This window comes from Heliomicrobium sulfidophilum (assembly GCF_057715735.1).
Map to the genome: position 1 here is coordinate 335,044 of NZ_JBVTZZ010000005.1, position 20,851 is coordinate 355,894.

A 20,851-nucleotide genomic window follows, 5' to 3' on the forward strand; every position below is an offset into this window, starting at 1 on the left:
CTTCATGAAATAAGAATAAACCGCTTACGATGCTGCAAATACAGTCGCGACCGGAACTTCCGCCGCCTCGGGCTCGCCTTTTTCAATGATATAGGCCATTTCACCGCTCTTGAGCAGACAGGCATTCGCCTCATCGGTGTCAAGATGAAATTCAAGGGCCATCGTCTCACCGGCCCGGACGAGCACATTTTGGAAAACGATCCCCCGCTCCCCTCCGAAAGCGACGGTGATACGGTCCTTATCCTTCAAGTTGAGAGCCTCTGCTTCTGTCGAGTGGATATGCAGGTGCCGTGAGGCGATGATCACGCCCTCCTTGAGGATGACCGAACCCTTGGGACCGATCAGAACACAACCGGGGGAACCGGACAAGTCGCCTGAGTCGCGAACGGGCGGTTGAATTCCGAGCACAAAGGAGTCGCTCCGAGAGACCTCCACCTGTGTCTGCTTGCGCACAGGCCCAAGGACGCGCACATTGGAAATGACTCCTTTCGGTCCGGCCACGATGAGCACCTCTTTGCAGGCGTACTGACCCGGCTGTCCAAGAGGCTTCATCTCCGTCAGCGAATAACCGGCCCCGAATAGGGCTTCTACATCAACCTGGGAAAGGTGGATGTGCCGGTTGGAGACACCGACCGGTACTTGCACGGGTACATTGTATTGCATCGACGATAGATCCTCCTTCCCCATACTTCAACGGGAAGACTCCCGTATATATTACAGATTAATTATACTCACGTCCGCCAAAGGGCCGCAAGTAGAGGAATAAATAACACTTGCCGTAATCATCACAAAAATCAGACTATGAGAACAAAAAGAAGAACCCTCCGCAGAGGGTTCTTCTTCGCACAGCCTCTATTCGCAACCACAACCGCAGCCGCAGGCCTCGTCACCCTTGCCGGCGACCTTGTTCAGCTCTTCGATCAGTTTATCCACATCGATGCCGTGAGCGCGCGCGCCTTGTCCGATGTTCTCAAAGCGAGCCGCCGAGCAACCCAGGCAACTCATGCCGAAGCTCATAAAAACGGGCACCGTATTGGGAAACTTGGCCACACATTCGCTAATACCCATGGTTTCGGTGATCTTCATTTGGCAACACCTCCTTACGGGAGCTGTTAGTACCCCCTGAGGGGTATTATACATCAGGTCCCAACTTCATGCAATGACATGACCGCAACCGTTTTTCCAACTCCCTGATAAAAGCATTCCCCTGTTCCGTTTCTTCATCACAAGGGCTTGAAGAACAAGCGGGGGGTTCCGGTCACGTTGTCGTTCCTTGGATTTGCTGGAGCGACGCTGCCTCCGTATCGTCGAGATCAAAGACCTGATCCAATTTGGTCATGACGAAGATCTCATTGATAAGGGGATTCAAACAAGCAATCCGCAATCGTCCGCCGTTTTTGAGGATCGTCTTCAAAATCGAAACGAGAAAGCCGAGTCCGGTTGAATCGATGAAATGGACGCCGCAGAAGTTGACAATAAACCTCCGTTGCCCCTGCTCGATGCGCGGGACCACATGGTTGCGAAAGGCGGCCGCCCCCAAAGCGTCGAAACTGCCGGAAAGCGTAAAAATCTCCACATCACCGACGAGACGGGAATGGTAGCGCAGCATCTCTTCTCAGACTCCTTTCCAACAGACCCATTCACAGGAGCAACCTTTTTGGGGGGTGAAAAAACCCCACCTAGCCTAGGCGGGGTTCAGTAGACGTCAGGACCGTCAGGCCAAGCCGAGGGAACCGAGGATCCGTTCCAGCGAGCCTTCTTCCGGGATCAAGAACAGGGAGCCGGCGATCTGCTGCCCCTGGCCGACGAACTCGGTGGCCAGCAGCAGGGCATGATCACCCACCTCGGCAATGCTCGTCAGCACGACGCTGATGATGGCTGCCGCCATGTCGATGGCCAGCGCCGGAACAGACTGCTCAAAGGTAAGCCGGGTGAACATGGACAGGGCGCTGAGGTAGGTGCCGGCCAGGATGTTCCCCACCTCTTTGAGAGCTGATGTTTCCATCTCGCCGATCTCCTGGGTTGTCCCAGGGGGAAAGCCCATCAACATATCGACAAGCGCCTTAGCGGAATCGATGGGCAAGACAAAGAGCAGGTTCGCCGGCGCCTTACCTTCCACTCGCAGATAGACACCAGCAACCAGGGCTTCCGGGCCGCCCATATGGTCTGCCACATGATCAAAAGGCACAACTCCCAGCGAGGGGACTTTCATATCGATCGCTTTTTGGACCATCTGGGAAAGGGCTGTCGCTGAGTTGCCGGCGCCCACATTCCCCACTTCCCGCAACGCGTCCATCTGGATAGGGGTCAAACTCAAAAAATCCATGGCCCCTCACTCCTTTGCCGCAGTCACCAACGCGAGGGCATCCTCTTCGGAGTCGACGATGGCGATGACCTTATTGAGACGCACGATTTCAAAGACCTGACGGATGACATCCCTGAGCCCGAAGACGGTCAGTTGCAGGTTGTCTGATTGCAGTTGTTTATAGTAGGCCACCAGAGCCCCTAGCCCAGAACTGCTGATGAAAACCACATCGGAAAAGTTTAACACAATGGCCTCACACTGTTCCGTCACTGCTTCCGACAAGGCCTTTTTAAACCGTTCGAGGCCGAGACCATCGATCTCGCCTCTCAAGTCAACGATATTGCACGAGCCGAGCTTGCGCGTCCTGTACTCTAACACCCGCGCCATCCCCTTTTCTCAAAAAACAAAATTCATTTATCTTTTTTATTTCCACTTTTTTTTAGCATACCACCAGATTGGCTATCTGGCAAGGTGAAGGCCCGTCAGGAACGGCGCCAGCGGCGTCTCCGCCTCATACAGAATCGGTAGACCGTCTGTTCTGCTCCAAGGGCCGGGCGGGTAGTCGGAAAGACGCAATCCCCGGGCCAGCCAGGCCGGCCCTCGCGAAGACAGGAGGAGCTGCCGGACGAGTTCATCCTCTCCAGCGTTCAGGATCCGCTGGCGCAGCTTCTCGGCGCGATGGGAGATGGGACAACAGAAATAGGTCCGGCAGACGAGGGGACGAAGGGCGTGTTGGCGACAGCGCCGGCTTGCATCGTCAAAAAGGCCGCACCAACCAGTCTCGTCGCGGCGCAGGGTGATATCCATGGCCCTTCCCTGGGTGTGAATCTCACCGAAGGCGTCGATGACCTTGACCAAGTCTTCCGCCGTCACCACGCCTGCTGCCTCCGCTCGCTCGGCTACATCCGGCAGGGCAAGGGACAGGCGAACGGCGTCGCCGATCGTTAAGGGAATCCGCTCGCGGCAGCAGCCAGGGCACCCCTCACAGGAAGTCCAACCCGTCAAATCGCGGCCTTGCCGCAGAGCAGTCCAAGCAGTACTCGAAAAAAATGCGTCGACAGCGTCGAGGTAATCGGCCACCGTGGCGCCGGGTTGGCATCCAGCCACATCATAACCGAAGCCATCGGGAAATTGTCGCGGCGCCAGCACGACCCTGTCCATCTAGACAGACTCCTCAAAATGACCCGAGTGGTGAAGCGCCTGCAACACCCGGGCGATCTCCTTGCAGAGGGGCGTCAATTCCAAACGCTCCGTGTTCAAGGGCACAGGCCAGCGGTAGAAGGCGTAGGCGCGGTGCACATGGACCACCTGATCAGGGGCCACGGAGATCTCAAAGTTCACTTCAGGGAAATTCTGATGATCGACAATACCCATGATGATGCTCTGGACGGTGCGTGTCAAAAAGCCGGCCGATTCAAAGTCTTTGGCCGGGAAATAATACTTGATCTCCAGTTCAAGCGCGTCGGCCAAGACGCCCTCGCGCGAGAGCAAGCCGGGTAACGTTCGAAAGCCGCTTGGCGGTGTGGCCTCATGACCATAGACAGAACGAGCCGTCATCACGGCATCCCAGACAAAGGCGATCTCTGCCCGGATTTCCGAACCGGCGCTCGCTCCCGGGACCTGGCAATAGCAGCGAAATTCCCGGAGACAGGTGCTCGTCTCGATGAAGTTTTGTACCTCAAAGGCTTCGAGACCTGAATCCTCCAGTGCGGCCAACAGGTCGTCCCAAACGTCTTCGTATGTCAGCATGCTAGACTCCTTGGTTGATTTTTCTGTCTCACCTTATGCGGAAAGGTCGTCATCGGCCCGGTAGCAGATGGAGGCGCGCGGCGATTCCCAGATGCGGACCATGCCGACCCGCACATGGGGATGGTTCTCTTTCAACCAGCCGGCAAGTTCATGAAAAAAGTAACAGGACAGGTTTTCCGCCGTCGGGTTGCGATGTTGAAAATACTCGTGTTCATTGATCATCTGGTGGTCAAGCTGGTCACAGATCGCCTTGACCGCCTGTTTGACTACCTTAAAGTCGATGAGCATCCCCAATTCATCGAGCTGGCTGCCCGCCAGGGTCACTTCCACCTGCCAGGTGTGGCCATGGATGCGGGCGCAATCGCCGGGGTAGTCCCGAAGAAAATGGGCGGCGTCAAAGTGGGTCTGCACGATCAGTTCATACATGGCCGATCCACTCCTCAATACGTTTTCGGACCTCCTCCGGCAGGGGACCTCCATCCGGCAGTATCCGGCCCAGGCGGGCCGACGGCTTGCTGCTGCCATGAAAATCGCTTCCCCCGGTCACATAGAGGTCTGTTTCTGCGGCTAGACGGACAAACTTGCGGATATCATGAAAGGAATGTTCCGGATAATAGGCTTCGATGCCCATCAGGCCGGCAGCCTTCAGGCGCTGCAGCAGCGCCAGCAGTTCCGGATAGGATTGTTCTGCCAAAAAGATCGGATGAGCCAGCACCGGAATGCCACCGGCCCGGCGCAGCAAGGCGATCCCCTCCTCCGGCAGGAGCCGCTCTTTTTTCACATAAGCGGGCTTGCCGCTGCCGAGATACTGGGCGAAGGCTTCGTCCACAGAAGCGACGACACCCTTTTTCACGAGCACCCGGCCGAAGTGAGGACGCCCGATGACCGTGCTTCCCGCCTCCTGGGCCACTTCTTCCATAGTAATCGGAATTCCCAAGGACCGCAACCGTTCGATGATCTTCGGATTGCGTTCCTCTCGGTAGTGGATCAACTGGCGCAGTCCCTCCTGGAGAGCAGGATGATCCGTATCGATATGGTAACCGAGGATGTGCATCTCCCGGTGTTCATGGTCGACGCTCAATTCCACCCCGGCCAAGACCTGGACCCCCAATTCCTTTCCCGCTTCCCGGGCCTCGGCGACACCATCGACGGTGTCGTGATCAGTCAAGGCCATCAGGCCCACCCCTTCACGCTTGGCCAGCGCGACCAGTTCCCGCGGCGTCAACGAACCGTCAGAGGCTGTGGAGTGGGTGTGCAAGTCCATCTTGTTCATCCGGTTCCCCTTCCTGCCAAAGCGAGAAATGACTGCACTATCATCCTTGACATCTAATCATTTGGCTAGTCCCGGGAAAAACCCTGCCAGGTCCAGAGAAAAAAACAGAGCCCGCGCGGGCTCTGCCTTCATATTTCCCTTTGTGCAGTTTACTTGAAGTAGCGGTCCAGCATCCCTTTGAGCATCTGGGCGTGCCGGGCTTCGTCCTTGGAGGACTCGTCAAAGAAATCATGGGCGGCGTCAATATCGTTTTGCTTGGCTTCAGTGGCAGCCATCTTCTTGCCCTTGTTGGCGCCGATCTCGCCAGCCAGCATCTTCTCCAGGTTTTCCTTGGTCGACTCAGAGATCATCCCATTCAGTTCAGCGAAGTGGGCAGCATGCTCCGCCTCTTCCCAGGCGATGCGCTTGAGCACTTCGGCCACTTCAGGATAGCCTTGGCGCTGAGCCTGGCGGGCCATGGCCAGATAGAGGCCCGTCTCTTGCGTTTCACCGCGGAAGTTGGCGTTGACGGCGTCTTCGACGACGGTGCCCTTGGTGACGCCCAGTTTCACTTCATTCACAAAATCCATCTGGAAAACCTCCCGTTAATAATAACTGTTATTGATTTCGTATTTTTAGTATAGCCATCTCTTCTGCCATTGTCAACCACGAACCTGCAATTTTTTCTATCCAACGGGTAGTATGGGCCAGCGTTGGCCCGCCTATTCGACGCTCCGCAAAAAGGGCAAAAAATGACCGCCCTTCGTCACGCGATGAGCGGCCTTGCTTGCCTAGGGGTTCTGATGCGCCTTCTCTGTTAAATGCTCGATGGAAAGGTGTTCGAGGATTTTGGCGTTCGATTTATAGGGGCTCGAATTCGTCTTTGCCGACGCCGCAAAGGGGGCAGACCCAACCGTCCGGCAACTCTTCAAAGGGGGTTCCGGGAGCAACGCCGTTGTCCGGATCTCCCTTGGCGGGGTCGTACACATACCCGCAGACCAAGCAACCGTACTTCTTCATTACCGGTTCACTCCTTTCTTGTATCCCATCATAACAAATCGATGCAATCATTGCCAAGCCTGTCCAGAAAAGTCGCCCTTTAATCGGTGAGAGCTGAAAGGAAGGTTTCCAAGGTCTCCATGGCTCCGGAAAAATCACGTCCGCTCTCCATGGCCGCCTTCAGGCGATTGGCCAGTTTCAGGTCGCCCATGAGGACCGCCCCCACCAGCCGCCCGTCGCGGAAGAAAAACTGTTTATAGGTTTTAGCGCCAGTTGCCCCAGCGCCCATTGCAGCAATCTCATCACCCGCTGCCGCAACCCCTTCACCGGTTGCGACACTCCCGTCTCCTAGCGTGACAACGCCCTCGCCCGGCGCAACAGCGCCGAGGGAAAAGATCTTGATCCCGAAGACGCGGAGCATGTTGGAAAGGGCCGCCGGGCGGTAGGACGACCAATCCTTTTTCGGCAAGACGGCGTTGCGGCCTGCTGTTTTTCCCTGTTCGGCGGCGACCGGCCAGAGACCGGGCAGGTTCCCCGCAAACTCCGCCACATCGCCGGCCGCGAAGATGTCCGGAACAGAAGTCTGCATCCACTCGTCAACGCAGATGCCGCGACCGGTGGCGATTCCTGCTGGTCGGGCCAGATCCAGATTGGCCCGGATCCCTGTGGAGAAGATGATCAGATCTCCCTCTACGCTTTGCCCATCGGCGAGCAGCAGGCGAAGGGATCCTTCCCCCTTTTCGATGGCTGCGCTGTCGGCGCTGGTGAGCAGGATGATGCCCTCAGCGGCGGCCACCTGCTCCAGGATCCGCGATCCCCCCGCATCGAGCTGGCGGCCGAGCAGGCGGGGACCATGCTCAACAACGGTGACGGCGATCCCCTGTTCACGCAGCGTCCAGGCTGCTTCGAGACCGAGGATGCCGCCGCCGACGACAATCACCCGGCTGCCAGGGTGCGCCTGGGCGTTGATCACCTCCACATCATCCAATTGCCGCACCCGGTAGACGCCGGGCAGTTCGCTTCCCGGCAACGGCGGCAAAAAGGCGGAGGCGCCGACGGCGATCACAAGGCGGCTGTAGGGAATCGTCTCCCCGTTTTCAAAGGCGACCTGGCGCCGCTCCCCGTCGATGGAACGGGCGCGCCACCCGGACAGCACCTTGATGTTGCGCTCGTCGTACCAACCGGGCGGGTGGAGCAGCAGGCTCTGCTTTTCAAAAGGCTGACCGAGCAAAAAGGAGAGCCGCAACCGGTAGTAAGGGTAGTGGGCTTCCTCTGTGCAGATGGTGACGGGTCGCTCCGGATCAGCCCCACGGGCCGCCTCGGCAGCCGAAAGGGCGGCGATGCCGCCGCCCAGGATCAGAATTCCTTCCTCTTTGTTCATAGAGGGCCCTCCTTATGTACCGATGTTACTACAGATATGCCATTCCTCGAAGAAAACGTCTGTCCCGTCGCCCTGTCTCACTATTGAGGCGATAGCGCCTAATTCGCGTTGCGCCCCTGATTGTCCTCCCAATGAGGCAAATCCTGGATTGGCTCCTGCCTTCGTGGTATGATGGGAAAAGCCACAACAAGGAGGTCGCGCCATGTCCGATCCACTGCAGCAGGAAATCGTCGCCCGTATCAGGGCGCAGGGCCCGATCCCCTTTCGGGACTATATGGAACTGGCCCTGTACCATCCCCGGCACGGCTATTACACAGCCGGCGCTCCCCCCATGGGCCGGGGCGGAGACTTTATCACCACACCGGAGATCAGCCCCTTTTTCGGCCGCGTCATCGGGCGGCAACTGACAGAGATGTGGGAACAGATGGAACGGCCTGACCGCTTTGACATCATCGAATTCGGCCCCGGCCGGGGACTGCTGGCTCAGACGATCCTCGATTCCCTCTCTGCCGGCCCTCTGGCCGATCGACTCGTCTATCACCTCGTCGAGATCAGCCCGAACCTGCGCGCTCACCAGCGAGAAGCCCTGGCCGGACTGCCGCTCGCCCTCTACAATGATCCCGTCACAGCCGCGCCGGGTTCCTACGGCTGGTCAGCCGCAGAGGCTCTGCCGGCCGGCCTCTCAGGCGTCATCGTGACCAATGAGTTTCTCGACGCCCTGCCAGTGCACCGTCTGATCTTCAAAGGGGGCCGTCCCTGGGAACTCTATGTGGCGGAAAGGACAGGCGGTGATGGTAGCTTATGCTGGCATTACGGCCCTTTATCCGATCCTGCTCTGGAAGACTGGGTGGCCCGCCATATCACCGGCCAGGGCCTCAAACTCGATGAAGGACAGATCTTCGAGGTCAACCTGGCTGCCGCTGGCTGGCTGAGTTCCGTCGATCACCTGCTGGCGAGAGGCTTCGTGATCACCGTCGACTACGGCCACGCTGCCGAGCAGCTCTACAGCCCGGAACGTCGTGAAGGCACCCTCGTCTGTTACCGGTGCCACCAGGCCGATTGGGATCCGCTGGAGGGCGCCGGTGAAAAGGATATAACCGCCCATGTGGACTTCACGTCCTTGCAAACGGTCGCTGCCGGGCTTGGATGGCAGAATCTAGGATTGACGAGCCAGATGTGGTTTCTCGTCCACTGGCTCCGACCGGAAGACATGCAGACAGGTCCCTCAATGACGGTAGAGGATTTCCGTCGCCACCAGGCCTTGAAAAAGGTGATCATGCCGGGTGGCATGGGCGAGATCTTCAAGGTGCTCATCCAGTCGAAAGGACTCCCACCCCTCCCCTTGACCGGCCTCGGCGGATCGAGGCGGTAAAGGGCTACTCATAGAATTCCCGATAAAAGGCAAAAATACCAGACGCACCTGTTTTTAGGTCGTCCGGTATTTTTTTTATGGGAGGATTGTCGGCATGACAAAACTGCGGCAGCTCCTGTCGCCCCGCGCCGGCCTGTCGCCGCGCGTCATCATCCTGCTCCTGGCGGCGCTGCCCGTTCTGGCCGCCCTTTACTACCTGCTGCCCGGCCCGCCGGAAGTGGTCACCGTCACCGTCGACAGCGGGCCGGTGCAAAAAGACCTCTGGATCAGCGGCGAGGTGAAGGCCAAACGGCAGAACACCCTCTTTTCCAGCCTCCCCGGCCCTGTCGAGTGGACCATCGATGAAGGACAACGGGTCAACGAAGGCGAAACGGTGGCCCGCATCGCCGGGCAGCCGCTCACCACGCCCATCGCCGGGCAACTGATGGAAAAAAAAGTGCCCACCGGCAGTTGGGTGCCTCCGGGGACGCCGCTGGCCGAAGTGGCTGACCCGACCGCCCTGGTCATTGAGGCCATGGTCGATGAAACGGATGTACTCAAACTAACGCCGGATCAGCCTGTCCGCTGGACCCTGGCCGGCTATCCGGGGCAGGTTTTTTCCGGAAAAGTGCTCACCGTATCCCGCATGATCAGCCGAGACCACGAGGGAAACAAGGGCTTTCGCATCCTCCTGAGCGCGCCCAGAGGCATTACCCTTTACGCCGGCATGACCGCCGAAGGGCGGGTGATCCTGGATCAGCGTGAGGAAGCCCTTCGCGTCAGCGTGGACGCCCTTTGGGAAGAGGAGGGGAAACCGCAGGTCTACCTGCTGCGTAAGGGACGGGCGGTCACTGTCCCCGTGGAGACAGGGCTTCGCGATGACAGTTTTGTGCAGATCCTGTCAGGACTCCAGCCTGGCGACCGGGTGATCATCCCTGGCGGCGCCAGATTCACATCAGGGCAGAGTGTTCGCCCGAAGGCGGAGGAGCGGCCCAAGGCAGAGGATGGCACAAAGACATGAACCGATCACCAGAAGCCTCTCCAGAAGCCCAAAAAGGTTGCCTGATCGAGATGACTGACGTCGGCAAGTCCTTCCCCTTCGGCGACAGCCGCCTGCAGGTGCTCTCCGGCATCGACCTGACGGTGGCGACGGGCGAGTTTTTGGCGGTCATGGGTCCCTCGGGAAGCGGCAAGTCAACGCTGATGAACCTCATCGGCTGCATGGACCGGCCCAGTGAGGGACAGTACCGGCTGGCCGGCCATGAGACAGCCAGCCTGGCCGAAAAGGAACTCTGCCGCCTACGCAACGCCATGGTGGGCTTTGTCTTTCAGTCCTTCCACCTGCTCCCGCGCCTGACAGCCTGGCGCAACGTGGAAACGCCCCTTTTTTACGCCGGTGTCCCGCCGGAAGAGCGGCGCCGCCGGGCGAAGGAACTGCTGGAACGGGTCGGCCTCGGCCACCGGCTGCACCACCGGCCGACAGAACTCTCCGGCGGCGAGCGGCAGCGCGTCGGCATCGCCCGGGCGATGGCCAACGAACCGGCGCTGATCCTGGCTGATGAACCGACAGGCAACCTGGACCAGCAGACCGGCCGGGAGATCCTCGAACTGTTTGCGGCCCTGCGCCGGGAAGGCAAGACGATCGTCATGGTCACCCATGACCCGGATGTGGCCAACTGGGCCGACCGGATCGTCCGGATTAAGGATGGGAAGCTCAGTGCAACTGCGTGAATATATCCGCCTGGCCGCCGAGGGCATCGCCGCCCACCGTCTCCGTTCCAGCTTGACAGTGCTCGGCGTCGTCATCGGCGTCTTCGCCGTCGTCACCCTCATGTCCCTTGGAGATACGGTGCGGCGACAGGTATCAGGTCAGATCGCCGAACTGGGCGCCGGCCTGCTGATGGTCATGCCGGGACGGGAGGATGCCGGTCATGGTCCCGGCTTTATCACTATGAACCTGACGATCAACGACGCCGAACGGCTGCGGCAGATCGACGGCGTGGACAAGGTCAACCCCAACCTGACCGTACCGGCCCGGGCTGAAACGGCCAATGCCGGCCTGGGCGTGACCTGTTACGGCGACAACGCCGATTTTCTCCCGGTCCACGGTTATGAACTGGCCAGCGGGCGCATGTTCCAGGCCAGCGAGGTCATCGCCCGCAGTCACGTGGTCCTCCTCGGCGCCAAAGCGAAGGAAAAGCTCTTCGGGAACAGGGAGGCCGAGGGGCGCATGATCCGCCTGAACGGCGCCACCTTCCGGGTCATCGGCACTTTAAAGGAAAAAGGACGGGCCCTCGTCCATGACCGCGACCGCATCGTCGTGGCGCCGGTGACTGCCGTCCAGGACGTTTCGGGCCTAAAAAACATCGGCGTCATCTTCGTGCGCGCCGCAGACCCTGCCCAGGTCCCCCAGGTGCGGGAGCGGATCCTCTCTGCGCTGGCCAAGTCGCACCGTCAAAAAGATGTGCAGGTCTTTTCCCAGAACGACGCCCTTCAGGCGAGCGACAAGATCCTGGGCACGCTGACAGCCTTCCTGGCCTGCATCGCCGCCATCTCTCTCGCCGTCGGCGGCATCGGCATCCTCAACATCATGCTCGTCTCCGTGCGGGAACGGACGCGGGAGATCGGCATCCGGCGCGCCCTGGGGGCGACGCCTGGCCAGATCGTGGCCCAGTTTCTCCTGGAGGCGCTCTTCCTGGGCGCGACCGGCGGCATGGCCGGTTCTGCCTTGTCGGTCCTCGCCGTTTACGGGCTGGCTCAATGGGCCGGCTGGGACACGGGCGGCCTGTACCTCTCCGGGGAGGCCCTCTTACTCGGCGTCCTGGGCGCCTCCGGCATCGGCCTCCTCTTCGGCCTCTACCCGGCGCTGCAGGCCTCCCGCCTTGACCCGATTAACGCCCTCCGCTACGAGTGAGAACCAGGTGAGAATCTGAACAGAGACAGGTGATGCAACCTGGAATCGGTCTGTCCCGCCTGCAACGGCATGGTCCGCGTCTCCATCCCCTGCCGCCGCTGCAGCGCCCTGATGGAGGACCGGGGGCGGCTGGAGGATTACGCCCAGCCCTACAGCCCCTATGATATCGATGACCAGTTCGGTGAAACGCTTCATGACGGCAACCATATTGCCGCGAACCAAAGGGCGCCGAAGGGGCTCGGCCATCCCGAATCGGCCAGCGGCATCCTTCAGCAAGGCCTCACCGGTTCTGAATCCGGCCATGACGCCGCAGAGGCCTGCACCCATCTCTTCGTCTGCCCCCAATGCGGCAGCGACAGGCGGCTTCCGATCCCCCGCCGCTTCATATGAACAGGAAGCGCTGGCATACTAAAGGCGGAGGTGCTTTCGTCGATGGGAAGGATCCTGCGCATGGGTTTTATGGGCTCGCTGGGACTCGTCATGATCGGCTTCGCCCTGGGACTGCTGGCCGGAAAGGGCGCCATGGGAATGGAAGGGCAAAAACAGACCAGGGTAGGGCGCTTTCGAACCGTCCGTTACCGCCGGCAGAAGGCCGCCTCGTGAGAGGCGGCCTGTTCCATTTTATCCCACAGGGAATACCTTATAAGCGAAAAGCTTCGCGGAGGTGTTCCTGTATGCCCGAGTGCCCGCCGGCAACGTCACCCTATACGATCCGGCCCGGCGACAACCTCTATGCCATCGCCCGCCGGTTCAACACGACCCTGGCCGCCTTGATCTCGGCCAATCCCCTTTTAGATCCCAACGCCCTTCCCATTGGAACGACGATCTGCGTCCCCCGACAACTTATCTACCCGCCCTGCCCCGAACGAAACTTCTATACAGTCCAGCCGGGAGACAACCTCTTTTCGCTGGCCGACTTGTTCAACGTCTCTCTTGACGACCTGATCGAAGCCAATCCAGGCATCGATCCAGAGCGTCTCTTTGCGGGCCAGGTGATCTGCATCCCCCTGGCCACACCGCCCGTCACCTGCCCGCCTGCCTCACGGCGCTACCTGATTCAGCGGGGAGACACCTTTTTTTCCATCGCCAGGCGCTTCAACATCAGCGTCGAGTCCCTGGTCCGGGCCAACCGGGGGATTAACCCCAACGCGCTCCTGATCGGTCAAGCGATCTGCGTTCCCACTGAATGGGAGTAAGACATTTGCCGTCTACAGTTGAAAAGGGCTGACATCCGCTTTCGTTGAGAATCATCGCCGAATTAAAACGATAATACCGTCCCCGTAAAGGCGGGAACGCACCGGTTTACGAACATCCCGGCCATCCGGGCCAGGACGGCGAAGCCGGTGCAGTGGCAGGCCGCCACCCAGCGCCTGGGACGGTATTTTCAACGACAACAGTCAGTTTCATTGTATGTCCTCCTTGGCGCCCCATAGCAGCGCCCCCTTTTGTTGTTATTGTTGCTTACATTTTAACAAACAGCGTCGCCGATAAGCTATTGACAGTCACATAAGCAGTCGGTAAGATATAAATATGAATATATTCATTTTTGAATATATTCATTTATCTGATTCATTTCAAAAATCAACAACGAAACAGAAGGAGCTTTGCGATGAAAAACGCTGACAAGGCAATGGCGATGTTTAGCAACGGTTTTTTCTGCAGCCAGGCCGTCCTGGCGACTTTGGGTGAACAGTTCAATCTAGACCGGGCTACTGCCGTAAAAATGGCTGCCGGTTTTGGCGGCGGAATCGCCAGTAGTGGTCATATCTGCGGCGCCATCAGCGGCGCCGTCATGGCGCTAGGTCTAAAGCACGGAACTGATCAGCCTCCGAATCCCCAGGAACAAAGCAAAACATTTGCGCTCACACACCTGTTGATGGACACAATAAAGGCAAAATACGGTTGTTTCACCTGCAGTGGGATTACGGGCATCGACTTCAGCAAGCCGGAAGAAATTCAACAGGCTAAAGAACGCGGTGTTTTTGTGACCTGCGCCAATGTCGTCAAAGATACGGTTGACACAGTGGAGGATAACTGGTAGTTCTACCGATTGACCCTCGGGCGCCTGCTTCACTTCACAATCAAACACCGGGCCTCGCGGCAAAAGAACGGCGTAAGCTATATTGACTATCCAAATGGGTTGCGCTGCCGGGATGTTTGATATACTGTTGGAAGAACCGAGTTTGTTTCCGCGCGAGGGGTATAATCGGATGAAAGAACCTGTGAATCGACGAGAACGAAAAAAGTTGCAAGCAAGACAGTCTATTATCGATGCGGCCCTGACGCTTTTCCTTGAGAAAGGTGTTCAAGACACGTCCATTGCTGAAATCATGCAAAAAGCCGATCTTGGCACAGGCACCTTTTATAACTATTTTCAGACGAAAGAAGACATCCTCAAACACTGTCTCGCCGAGAGAATCGAAGAAGCAAAACAATCGTACGCACAGTACGCCCAATCAGATTTGGAGGCGCCGCAAAAGCTGACAGAGATGCTGCTGGCTACAGCAAAGCGCTTTCAAGCGCATCAGACTCTCCTCCGACTGATAGCCCCTGTTGAAAAAGGGGCAGCCAGGCACAACCCTCCTCATGGTTCTTTTTTCAAAGAGATTCTGCAAAACGTTATCAAAGACGGGCAGGCAAAAGGCCTTTTTCGCACCGATATTCCCTTTGAGGTGATCTATGAGACACTCATGGGCTTACTGCATACAACGATGACAAGCAACGTGGACATGCCGCTCGTCGATAATCTGCGGTTTAAGCTATCATTACTTTTGTCAGGACTTCGAGTGAAGAACTAACAAGGTAATCAACTATTGCGATAAATGGCGCAAAAAGAGACAGCCTGTTAGGCTCTCTCTTCCTGTTTCCCTCTACCCCCTTCCGCTGTCTTCTCCCAGTGTACAAAAACATCAGTGTGTATATTGTGATTTCAATCACCGAAATGGAGAAAGCTGACGCATGCACAAATATTTGCGGACTTTATTTCTCGAATAATCTGTACTTTTCCTGTTTGACAAAAAAGTCACTCCGGCCTAGTCGTTCCGGAGTGATCCCTTTCTGTGATTTTACTTTTTCAAAAACCTGGCGATGCCGTCGAGCACCAGATTCTGCACCGTCGGCGACTTCATCAGGTTCATCGCCATGCTCATGATCCCTTTCGAGGCCGGCGCGGCGGCTGCAGCGCCGCCACCGCCGCTGCCCAGGAACATGGAGGCCAGGTTCATCATGGCGCCCAGGTCCAGACCGCCTGCGCCAGTGCCGGCGGGCGCCGGCGCTGAGGACGCCGCAGCGGCAACCACATCCTGTTCTTCCAGACGGCGCATCCGGTTATGAACCCACGTGCCTCGTTTTGGCTTGATGCCGAAATAGCCCATGGTCCGCACCAGGGAATCGAGTGCGCCGTCGGCCTCTTTCGCCATCGATTCCATCCGGTGGACATTGCTCTTGAGGCGAGCCACCTCTTTTTCGATCCGCTCCAGATCGAGCCCCTTGGACATCAACGACCGCAGCAGCGCTAACGATTCACCACTGCCCCCGTCACCGCTGTCAGCAGACCCACTGTTGTCACCGCTATCGCCGGAGTTCTCTCCTGCGCCCCCCGCGCCCGGCAAAGCCAGTAGATTGGAGAGGAGGGAGCCCACATCCGATGATGATGCGGCATTCCCATCGCCGTCGTTTTCGCTGGACACCTTCACGTCATCCTGAGCGGCAGTTTTCTTGCCGCTTTTCTTTTTTGCGCCATTGTCCTTTCCAGTCCTGTCGCCCTTGACGGGGCGCGATTCTTCCTCCCAGGGAAGGAGTATGGATGTTTTTTTCTTCTTCTTCGTTTTTCTTCGACTCTTCCGCGTCCCCTCTAAAGCTTGCCGTTCCTCCGCCTCCAATAAGCTCACAATATCGCCGGGCATGTGACCCCGGCGCCGACTGCCGTTGCCGCTGGAGCGGCGCCGGGCGCCTGTGCTTCGCCTCATGGCCCCACCTCCGGATCCTGTGGCGTCCCAATACATCCACTATAGTGTACTGGAGGCGGAAAAAATTGGTGCAACTTTTCTGCTCAACAAAGGTGTCGGCCCAGAAGCCCATTGAGAACCTCGACCACGTCGGCATCCAAATGCCTCCGGTGGGCCATATCTTTCAGCATCCTCTGGATGACCGCTGTCTCCAACCCTTTGCGGTAGGGACGGTCGGCCGCTAATGCCTCATAGACATCGGCGACAGCGATGATGCGCGCTTCCAGCGGAAGCAACTCACCGGGGATCCCGAGAAAATAGCCGGAACCGTCGAGCCGCTCATGGTGAGCAGAGGCCCAGAGGGAGATCGTCTCGAGGGCTGGGATCTGATTTAATATACAGGCCGTGTAGTAGGGATGGTTCTTCACCAGATCAAATTCCTTTGCCGACAAAGGCCCCGGTTTCTCCAGGATCGCCTTCGGGATGGCGATCTTGCCGAGATCGTGGAGCAGCCCGGCCAGATAGATCTGATGGTTTCGCTCTTCCGGCAGATCCATGGCGCCGGCGATCCGCCGGGACCAGTCGGCCACATTGCGGCTGTGATCGGCCGTGAAGGGCGTCTTCACGTCGATAAAGCGCGCGAAAGCCTTGCCGAGCAGGTGCATCGTCCCGCCGGCCAGGGCGATCGTCTCGTCGGGACGGAAGCGGTCAACAGCGCGTCCCTGTGTAAATGCGAAGAGGTCGAGGCAAAATGCGCGGTCCCGCAACAGCGCCTTCAAGGCGGCGACGATGGCCGGATCGAAGAGACCCGTGTCGCGCCGGAAATAATCCTCCACCCGCGTCCGCCAGTTCCAAAAATCACGGCGCTTCCCGCCGGCCCGTTCGGCGGCGACAGCCACGGACAGGATGCGCGACACCAGCGGGATCGCCTGCCCGCGCAACTCCCTGGGACCACTTCCGTCCCACTTCTCCCAGCGCCGGTGCAAGGCCTGATCAGCATCTATCAGACTACCGACGGAATCGAGGTTCCCCTCCTCTTCAAAAACCTGACAGAGGGGACAGAGTTGGTTTTGGGAAGAAACACCGATATCATGAAGCAGGGAAGCATAGTAGAGGGCGTCCCGCTCACTCCCGCCGATGCTCAGCGCCTGGGCCACATGATCAGCCAAAAAGGAGATCGACTGGGCGTGGCGCAAGGGCTTGCCTTCCGCCAGGTCGATGGCCAGTGAAAAACCGCCGATCAAGTCAGGCAGCGCGATATGAGCCGGCGTCGCCAGATCGAAGGTCTGATGGAATGCTGGGTTCGCAAACTCCCTGATGCCGGACATGGGGATCCTCCTTTATGTAACACCGCTATGCCATGCCGTTCCGCCTGGTCTCCTCGGAAGAGGGAACCTTTTTCCTGTGAAGCCCGGCGATTTTATTTTAATTGATAACGATTTTCAACGTCAATGCAATGACCTTTTTTTTCGATAAAAGAAAACGGCACTTCGGATAGCGCGACAGGAACTTTATCAGCGATTCACATAGAGGACATCTGATCGGGATAACAGAACAGAGTGAGGCGGACACTTCCCTTCCTTCCCGGCGTTGCCTGTAGCGGGAGTCCTTTTCCTGGCCATTCTGCTCGGGGCGCTGGCGGCCCTTCCACCGGCATCGCGGGCCGCAGCCCGAGAGCCCGCAGAGGCGTTTCGCTGAGCGTTATGATAGAAGGCGGATGCCCAATATGTTTCGTTCCACTTTTCCCTCGGCAACCAGTTCATGGACGGCCTGATCCAATTCAGCCATCTGCCCGGTCGAAATCAGGCTGCCGCCGAACATCTGGACGATGAGGTTATCCATCGATGTCTCTTGCAACTCCCGGATGATGCGGTACACCTGGTCTTTGATGTGGCTCATGTTCCATACCCCTTTACGGTTGTATTTCTTGACATGATACCACAATCACAATACCAAAGCACTCCGATATCATCGCATCCCATGGAAAAACCCCCGCAGGCGCGGGGGTTTTTCCATGGGGTTTAGAGCATCTTCCGGATCTGTTCCAAAGCCGCCTTGTCTTTGTCAGACACCTTCTGGGTCCTCATCAGTTGATCGAGCAAGCCTTTGATCTGGTTGCCCTGTTCCGGCGACAGGTACCGCGTAAACTGTGACACCAGTTGGACAGCCTGATTGCGCTCGTTGTCGCTCAGCCCCTTCTTCTGTTTCACTTTGTCGATGAACCCCTTGACCTGCTTTTCCTGATCGGCGCCAATGGGCAGATTCAAATTGCCCTGATTCAACAACTGTCCCAGAACCTCTTTCAGGTTGTTCAAATCCATAGCCGCTGCCTCCCAAAAAACAAAATCTCATCTGCAATCATGATATTAGGGGGCAAGGCAGGGGGTTCCTGGTAAAGGAAATCGCTGGGACGCAAAATTGCGGATAAAAAAATTCCAGCCGTCGCCGGCCAGGATAGATCGCTGGTTTAAAAAAGAGTCCGCCAAGGGCTCTGAATCCCAGATTAGATTATCCAACCATCCCTGTATTCAGCCATCAGAGTATCCAGCCATCGAAGGCGGTATTCTTTGGCAGCCGACTGCATGCGTTCAATCGCACAGTAACAGCATAGCGCCGCCACGTTAAGGAAGTGTGAGCGCTCCGTTAAAAATCAACGACGCTTCGGCCAATAGCGGTGGCCGAGGTAAAAGAGCATCATGATCACCGGGATGTGCAGGCTCCACCAGGCCCAGCGCAAAAACTCAAAAGCCGTCCCGTCGAGGGGATTGCCCACCATACTCCCTCCTTCTTAAGGCCCGTCTATCCCACACCCTATGCGCCAACCTTTTCGGCTAGAACTGGCGCAACCTCATGTTCTGCTGCCGGAACTGGCATGCTATAGGGAGAAAAGGGATTCGCCCGCAAGGAGTGGATAAGCATGGCTGCACACGCTCGTGTCGCCCATATTCTTCCTATCCCCATCACCTTGATTTTCGCGATCGCCCTGTCGGCGATCAGCCTTTTCCCGCTCGACCCGCTCGCCCTCGGCAAACTCCCGGCCGCCTATGCCGAAGAATCGTTGCTCCCGACCTCAGCGCCGCCCCTCGATTACCGGATCCAGTGCCGCTATTTCCCCGAGACGACAACCATCGCCGGCCGAGTAGACCTGACCTGGCGCTTTCCCGGCGCCCAGCCGCTGAACCAGTTGGCGCTTCACCTCTACCCCAACGCCTTCCGGCCCGGCTCCACCTTTCAGAAAGAATCGTCGGGCAGGCACCGGGGATACAGTGCCGGTCAAGGCGACGACGGCGAGATGGAAGTGACCCGGATCACCGCCCACTATGACGGGCAGCGCGTTGACGTGACCAAAGCTTTTCGCTTCATCCAACCGGACGACAACAACCCCGACGATAAAACCCTGGCCACCGTCGACCTCCCGCGTCCCCTCCGCCCCGACCAGACGCTGGAGTTAACCATCGAGTTTCGCACCCGGCTGCCCCGCGTCTACGCCCGCTCCGGCACGGCGGGGCCTTTCGTCATGGCCGGCCAGTGGTATCCCAAGCTAGCCGCCTTTGAGCGCTACGGCCAGCGGGGCCGGACCCAGGAAGGCTTCAACCTGCACCAGTTTCACGCCAACAGCGAGTTTTACGCCAACTTCGCCAACTATGACGTGCAGATCACCCTGCCCAAAGGGTACACCGTGGGCGCCACTGGCCAGGAAACGGCGCCGCCGGTGGAACAGGAGGGCCTTCAAACAGTCCGTTTCGGCCAGTCCTGGGTCCACGACTTCGCCTGGTCCGCCGACTCGCGCTTTCGCCTCTTCACGCGCACCGTCACGCCCCCAGGAGGACGGCCGGTGGAAATTCGCCTCTATTGCCAGTTGAACCATGTCCACACGGCGGAGCGGCAACTGGACGCCGTCGCCGCCGCCCTGGAGGGGTTGGCCACCTACGGCCCCTACCCCTATACCACATTGACCGTCATCGACCCGCCCAACGACGCCCCCGGCGCTGGCGGGATGGAGTATCCCACCCTGATCACTGGCGGCACGCCGAACTTCCCCGGCGAACGTTCCGCCGAACCGGATCGTGTGCTGATCCACGAAGCGGCCCACCAGTACTGGTACGGCCTCGTGGCGAGCAACGAGTTTGAGGAGGCCTGGCTCGACGAGGGGCTGACCACCTACGCCGAAGGCAAGATCCTGGAACGCTACAAGGCGGACACGCGCATCCCTGTTCGCTTCTTCGGCTTTCCGTTGTCAGACCAACCCTTGAGTGACGGCTGCCCGGGACTTTTTCGCGCCGCCCTCGGCCCCTGGGTCCCTGACCCGATCCGGTTAGACTCCTGGAAATTCGCCTCTGAACAGTCCTACGCCGTCTCCGTCTACAACCGGGCCGCCCTCGCCCTCTATTCATTGGAACGGCTGATCGGCGAAGAGAAGATGCAGGCGGTCCTATCGACCTACTTTAGTCGCTGGTCTTTCCGCCACCCTGGGACAAACGATTTCTTGCGCATCGTCGCCGAAATGGCGGGCGATCCGGCAGCGAAGCTCTTTCAACAATGGCTCTCCACCCCCGGCGCCCTCGACGACGCCGTCGGCCCCGTCCGGATGGTGAACACACCCCATGGCCCCGCCTGGACGATCCGCATCGACCGCCGGGGCGAACTGCGGGCGCCTGTGGAAGTGGCTGTCGTCGTAAAAGACGGGCAAGTGCAGCGGTTTTTCTGGGATGATGGAGAACGGTACAAGGAACTCACCCTGTCCGGAGCGGAGCCAGAGGCGGTAGTGGTAGATCCGGGAGAAAAGCTGGCCTTGGACATCAACCGGTTGAACAATTACTGGGCAAAGGAGCAGAACAGCGCAGCAGCGGTGCGGTGGTCGCTGTTTGTGATGAGTGTTTGTCAGGGGTTGATGGGGGTCGGGTTTTGATTACAACATGACTTCGCCTGTCTCGAATCGATTCTCCAGGTCGT

Annotated in this window: 27 protein-coding genes; 10 read left to right on the forward strand and 17 right to left on the reverse strand. The window is 58.5% G+C overall.

Annotated elements, in window-relative coordinates:
• Positions 1-24: 24 nt before the first annotated feature.
• The 12 genes from pduL to AC0CW1_RS07365 all read right to left on the reverse strand — a co-directional run bounded on the left by pduL (position 25) and on the right by AC0CW1_RS07365 (position 7,686).
• Positions 25-663, reverse strand: a complete 639-nt coding sequence (pduL, locus tag AC0CW1_RS07310) for a phosphate propanoyltransferase (RefSeq protein WP_488182414.1) — start codon at positions 661-663, stop codon at positions 25-27.
• A gap of 189 nt (positions 664-852) precedes the next feature.
• A complete protein-coding gene (locus tag AC0CW1_RS07315) occupies positions 853-1,086 on the reverse strand; it encodes a DUF1858 domain-containing protein (protein ID WP_488182415.1) in 234 nt (77 codons plus the stop codon).
• A 172-nt stretch (positions 1,087-1,258) separates the two neighbouring features.
• Complete coding sequence (locus AC0CW1_RS07320) at positions 1,259-1,609, reverse strand: STAS domain-containing protein (protein WP_488182416.1); 351 nt, start codon at positions 1,607-1,609, stop codon at positions 1,259-1,261.
• Between the two features lie 105 nt (positions 1,610-1,714).
• The gene (locus AC0CW1_RS07325) at positions 1,715-2,326 is read right to left on the reverse strand and encodes a chemotaxis protein CheC (protein WP_488182417.1); all 612 of its coding nucleotides are present in this window, start codon (positions 2,324-2,326) and stop codon (positions 1,715-1,717) included.
• A gap of 6 nt (positions 2,327-2,332) precedes the next feature.
• A complete protein-coding gene (locus AC0CW1_RS07330; protein WP_488182418.1) occupies positions 2,333-2,683 on the reverse strand; it encodes an STAS domain-containing protein in 351 nt (116 codons plus the stop codon).
• Between the two features lie 81 nt (positions 2,684-2,764).
• Positions 2,765-3,466, reverse strand: a complete 702-nt coding sequence (locus tag AC0CW1_RS07335) for a YkgJ family cysteine cluster protein (protein WP_488182419.1) — start codon at positions 3,464-3,466, stop codon at positions 2,765-2,767.
• Entirely contained in the window at positions 3,467-4,054 is a 588-nt protein-coding gene (locus tag AC0CW1_RS07340; RefSeq protein ID WP_488182420.1) for a hypothetical protein, read from the reverse strand.
• Between the two features lie 33 nt (positions 4,055-4,087).
• Positions 4,088-4,480 (reverse strand): 6-carboxytetrahydropterin synthase QueD, encoded by a 393-nt coding sequence (queD, locus tag AC0CW1_RS07345; RefSeq protein WP_488182421.1) that lies wholly within the window; start codon positions 4,478-4,480, stop codon positions 4,088-4,090.
• Positions 4,473-5,327: a PHP domain-containing protein gene (locus AC0CW1_RS07350; protein ID WP_488182422.1), complete on the reverse strand. Its 855-nt coding sequence runs from the start codon at positions 5,325-5,327 to the stop codon at positions 4,473-4,475. Before AC0CW1_RS07350 ends, queD begins: the two co-directional genes overlap by 8 nt.
• A 149-nt stretch (positions 5,328-5,476) precedes the next feature.
• Positions 5,477-5,896: a ferritin-like domain-containing protein gene (locus tag AC0CW1_RS07355; protein ID WP_161260162.1), complete on the reverse strand. Its 420-nt coding sequence runs from the start codon at positions 5,894-5,896 to the stop codon at positions 5,477-5,479.
• Positions 5,897-6,167: 271 nt separating this feature from the next.
• On the reverse strand, positions 6,168-6,326 hold the full coding sequence (gene rd / locus AC0CW1_RS07360) for a rubredoxin (RefSeq protein WP_488182423.1): 159 nt from the start codon (positions 6,324-6,326) through the stop codon (positions 6,168-6,170).
• Between the two features lie 79 nt (positions 6,327-6,405).
• Entirely contained in the window at positions 6,406-7,686 is a 1,281-nt protein-coding gene (locus AC0CW1_RS07365) for an NAD(P)/FAD-dependent oxidoreductase (RefSeq protein ID WP_488182424.1), read from the reverse strand.
• 202 nt (positions 7,687-7,888) lie between these two features.
• Between AC0CW1_RS07365 and AC0CW1_RS07370 the strand changes: the two genes are divergently transcribed.
• From AC0CW1_RS07370 to AC0CW1_RS07410, 9 genes are all read left to right on the forward strand, one after another.
• Complete coding sequence (locus AC0CW1_RS07370) at positions 7,889-9,058, forward strand: class I SAM-dependent methyltransferase (RefSeq protein WP_488182425.1); 1,170 nt, start codon at positions 7,889-7,891, stop codon at positions 9,056-9,058.
• Positions 9,059-9,152: 94 nt separating this feature from the next.
• Entirely contained in the window at positions 9,153-10,058 is a 906-nt protein-coding gene (locus tag AC0CW1_RS07375) for an efflux RND transporter periplasmic adaptor subunit (RefSeq protein ID WP_488182426.1), read from the forward strand.
• On the forward strand, positions 10,055-10,768 hold the full coding sequence (locus tag AC0CW1_RS07380; RefSeq protein WP_488182427.1) for an ABC transporter ATP-binding protein: 714 nt from the start codon (positions 10,055-10,057) through the stop codon (positions 10,766-10,768). Before AC0CW1_RS07375 ends, AC0CW1_RS07380 begins: the two co-directional genes overlap by 4 nt.
• A complete protein-coding gene (locus tag AC0CW1_RS07385; protein ID WP_488182428.1) occupies positions 10,755-11,951 on the forward strand; it encodes an ABC transporter permease in 1,197 nt (398 codons plus the stop codon). The genes AC0CW1_RS07380 and AC0CW1_RS07385 overlap by 14 nt, the downstream gene beginning before the upstream one ends.
• Before the next feature lie 69 nt (positions 11,952-12,020).
• Positions 12,021-12,341 carry a hypothetical protein gene (locus tag AC0CW1_RS07390; protein ID WP_488182429.1) on the forward strand — a complete coding sequence of 107 codons (321 nt, stop codon included), beginning with the start codon at positions 12,021-12,023 and terminating at the stop codon, positions 12,339-12,341.
• Between the two features lie 42 nt (positions 12,342-12,383).
• Complete coding sequence (locus tag AC0CW1_RS07395) at positions 12,384-12,554, forward strand: hypothetical protein (RefSeq protein ID WP_488182430.1); 171 nt, start codon at positions 12,384-12,386, stop codon at positions 12,552-12,554.
• A 71-nt stretch (positions 12,555-12,625) separates the two neighbouring features.
• The gene (locus tag AC0CW1_RS07400) at positions 12,626-13,147 is read left to right on the forward strand and encodes a LysM peptidoglycan-binding domain-containing protein (RefSeq protein ID WP_488182431.1); all 522 of its coding nucleotides are present in this window, start codon (positions 12,626-12,628) and stop codon (positions 13,145-13,147) included.
• Between the two features lie 413 nt (positions 13,148-13,560).
• The gene (locus AC0CW1_RS07405) at positions 13,561-13,992 is read left to right on the forward strand and encodes a C-GCAxxG-C-C family protein (RefSeq protein ID WP_488182432.1); all 432 of its coding nucleotides are present in this window, start codon (positions 13,561-13,563) and stop codon (positions 13,990-13,992) included.
• Positions 13,993-14,161: 169 nt separating this feature from the next.
• Positions 14,162-14,749 carry a TetR/AcrR family transcriptional regulator gene (locus AC0CW1_RS07410; protein WP_488182433.1) on the forward strand — a complete coding sequence of 196 codons (588 nt, stop codon included), beginning with the start codon at positions 14,162-14,164 and terminating at the stop codon, positions 14,747-14,749.
• A gap of 267 nt (positions 14,750-15,016) precedes the next feature.
• On the opposite strand, the gene AC0CW1_RS07415 is transcribed toward AC0CW1_RS07410, so the two are convergent.
• From AC0CW1_RS07415 to AC0CW1_RS07435, 5 genes are all read right to left on the reverse strand, one after another.
• Positions 15,017-15,919, reverse strand: coding sequence for a hypothetical protein (locus tag AC0CW1_RS07415; RefSeq protein ID WP_488182434.1), 903 nt, complete (start codon positions 15,917-15,919; stop codon positions 15,017-15,019).
• An 83-nt stretch (positions 15,920-16,002) separates the two neighbouring features.
• Positions 16,003-17,226: an HD domain-containing phosphohydrolase gene (locus tag AC0CW1_RS07420; RefSeq protein WP_488182435.1), complete on the reverse strand. Its 1,224-nt coding sequence runs from the start codon at positions 17,224-17,226 to the stop codon at positions 16,003-16,005.
• A gap of 373 nt (positions 17,227-17,599) precedes the next feature.
• Positions 17,600-17,797, reverse strand: coding sequence for a hypothetical protein (locus AC0CW1_RS07425; protein WP_488182436.1), 198 nt, complete (start codon positions 17,795-17,797; stop codon positions 17,600-17,602).
• 122 nt (positions 17,798-17,919) lie between these two features.
• Positions 17,920-18,219, reverse strand: coding sequence for a hypothetical protein (locus AC0CW1_RS07430; RefSeq protein ID WP_488182437.1), 300 nt, complete (start codon positions 18,217-18,219; stop codon positions 17,920-17,922).
• Positions 18,220-18,548: 329 nt separating this feature from the next.
• Positions 18,549-18,671 carry a hypothetical protein gene (locus tag AC0CW1_RS07435; RefSeq protein WP_268894796.1) on the reverse strand — a complete coding sequence of 41 codons (123 nt, stop codon included), beginning with the start codon at positions 18,669-18,671 and terminating at the stop codon, positions 18,549-18,551.
• Positions 18,672-18,815: 144 nt separating this feature from the next.
• On the opposite strand from AC0CW1_RS07435, the gene AC0CW1_RS07440 reads away from it, so the two are divergent.
• Positions 18,816-20,807: a M1 family metallopeptidase gene (locus tag AC0CW1_RS07440; RefSeq protein WP_488182438.1), complete on the forward strand. Its 1,992-nt coding sequence runs from the start codon at positions 18,816-18,818 to the stop codon at positions 20,805-20,807.
• Positions 20,808-20,851 lie beyond the last annotated feature (44 nt).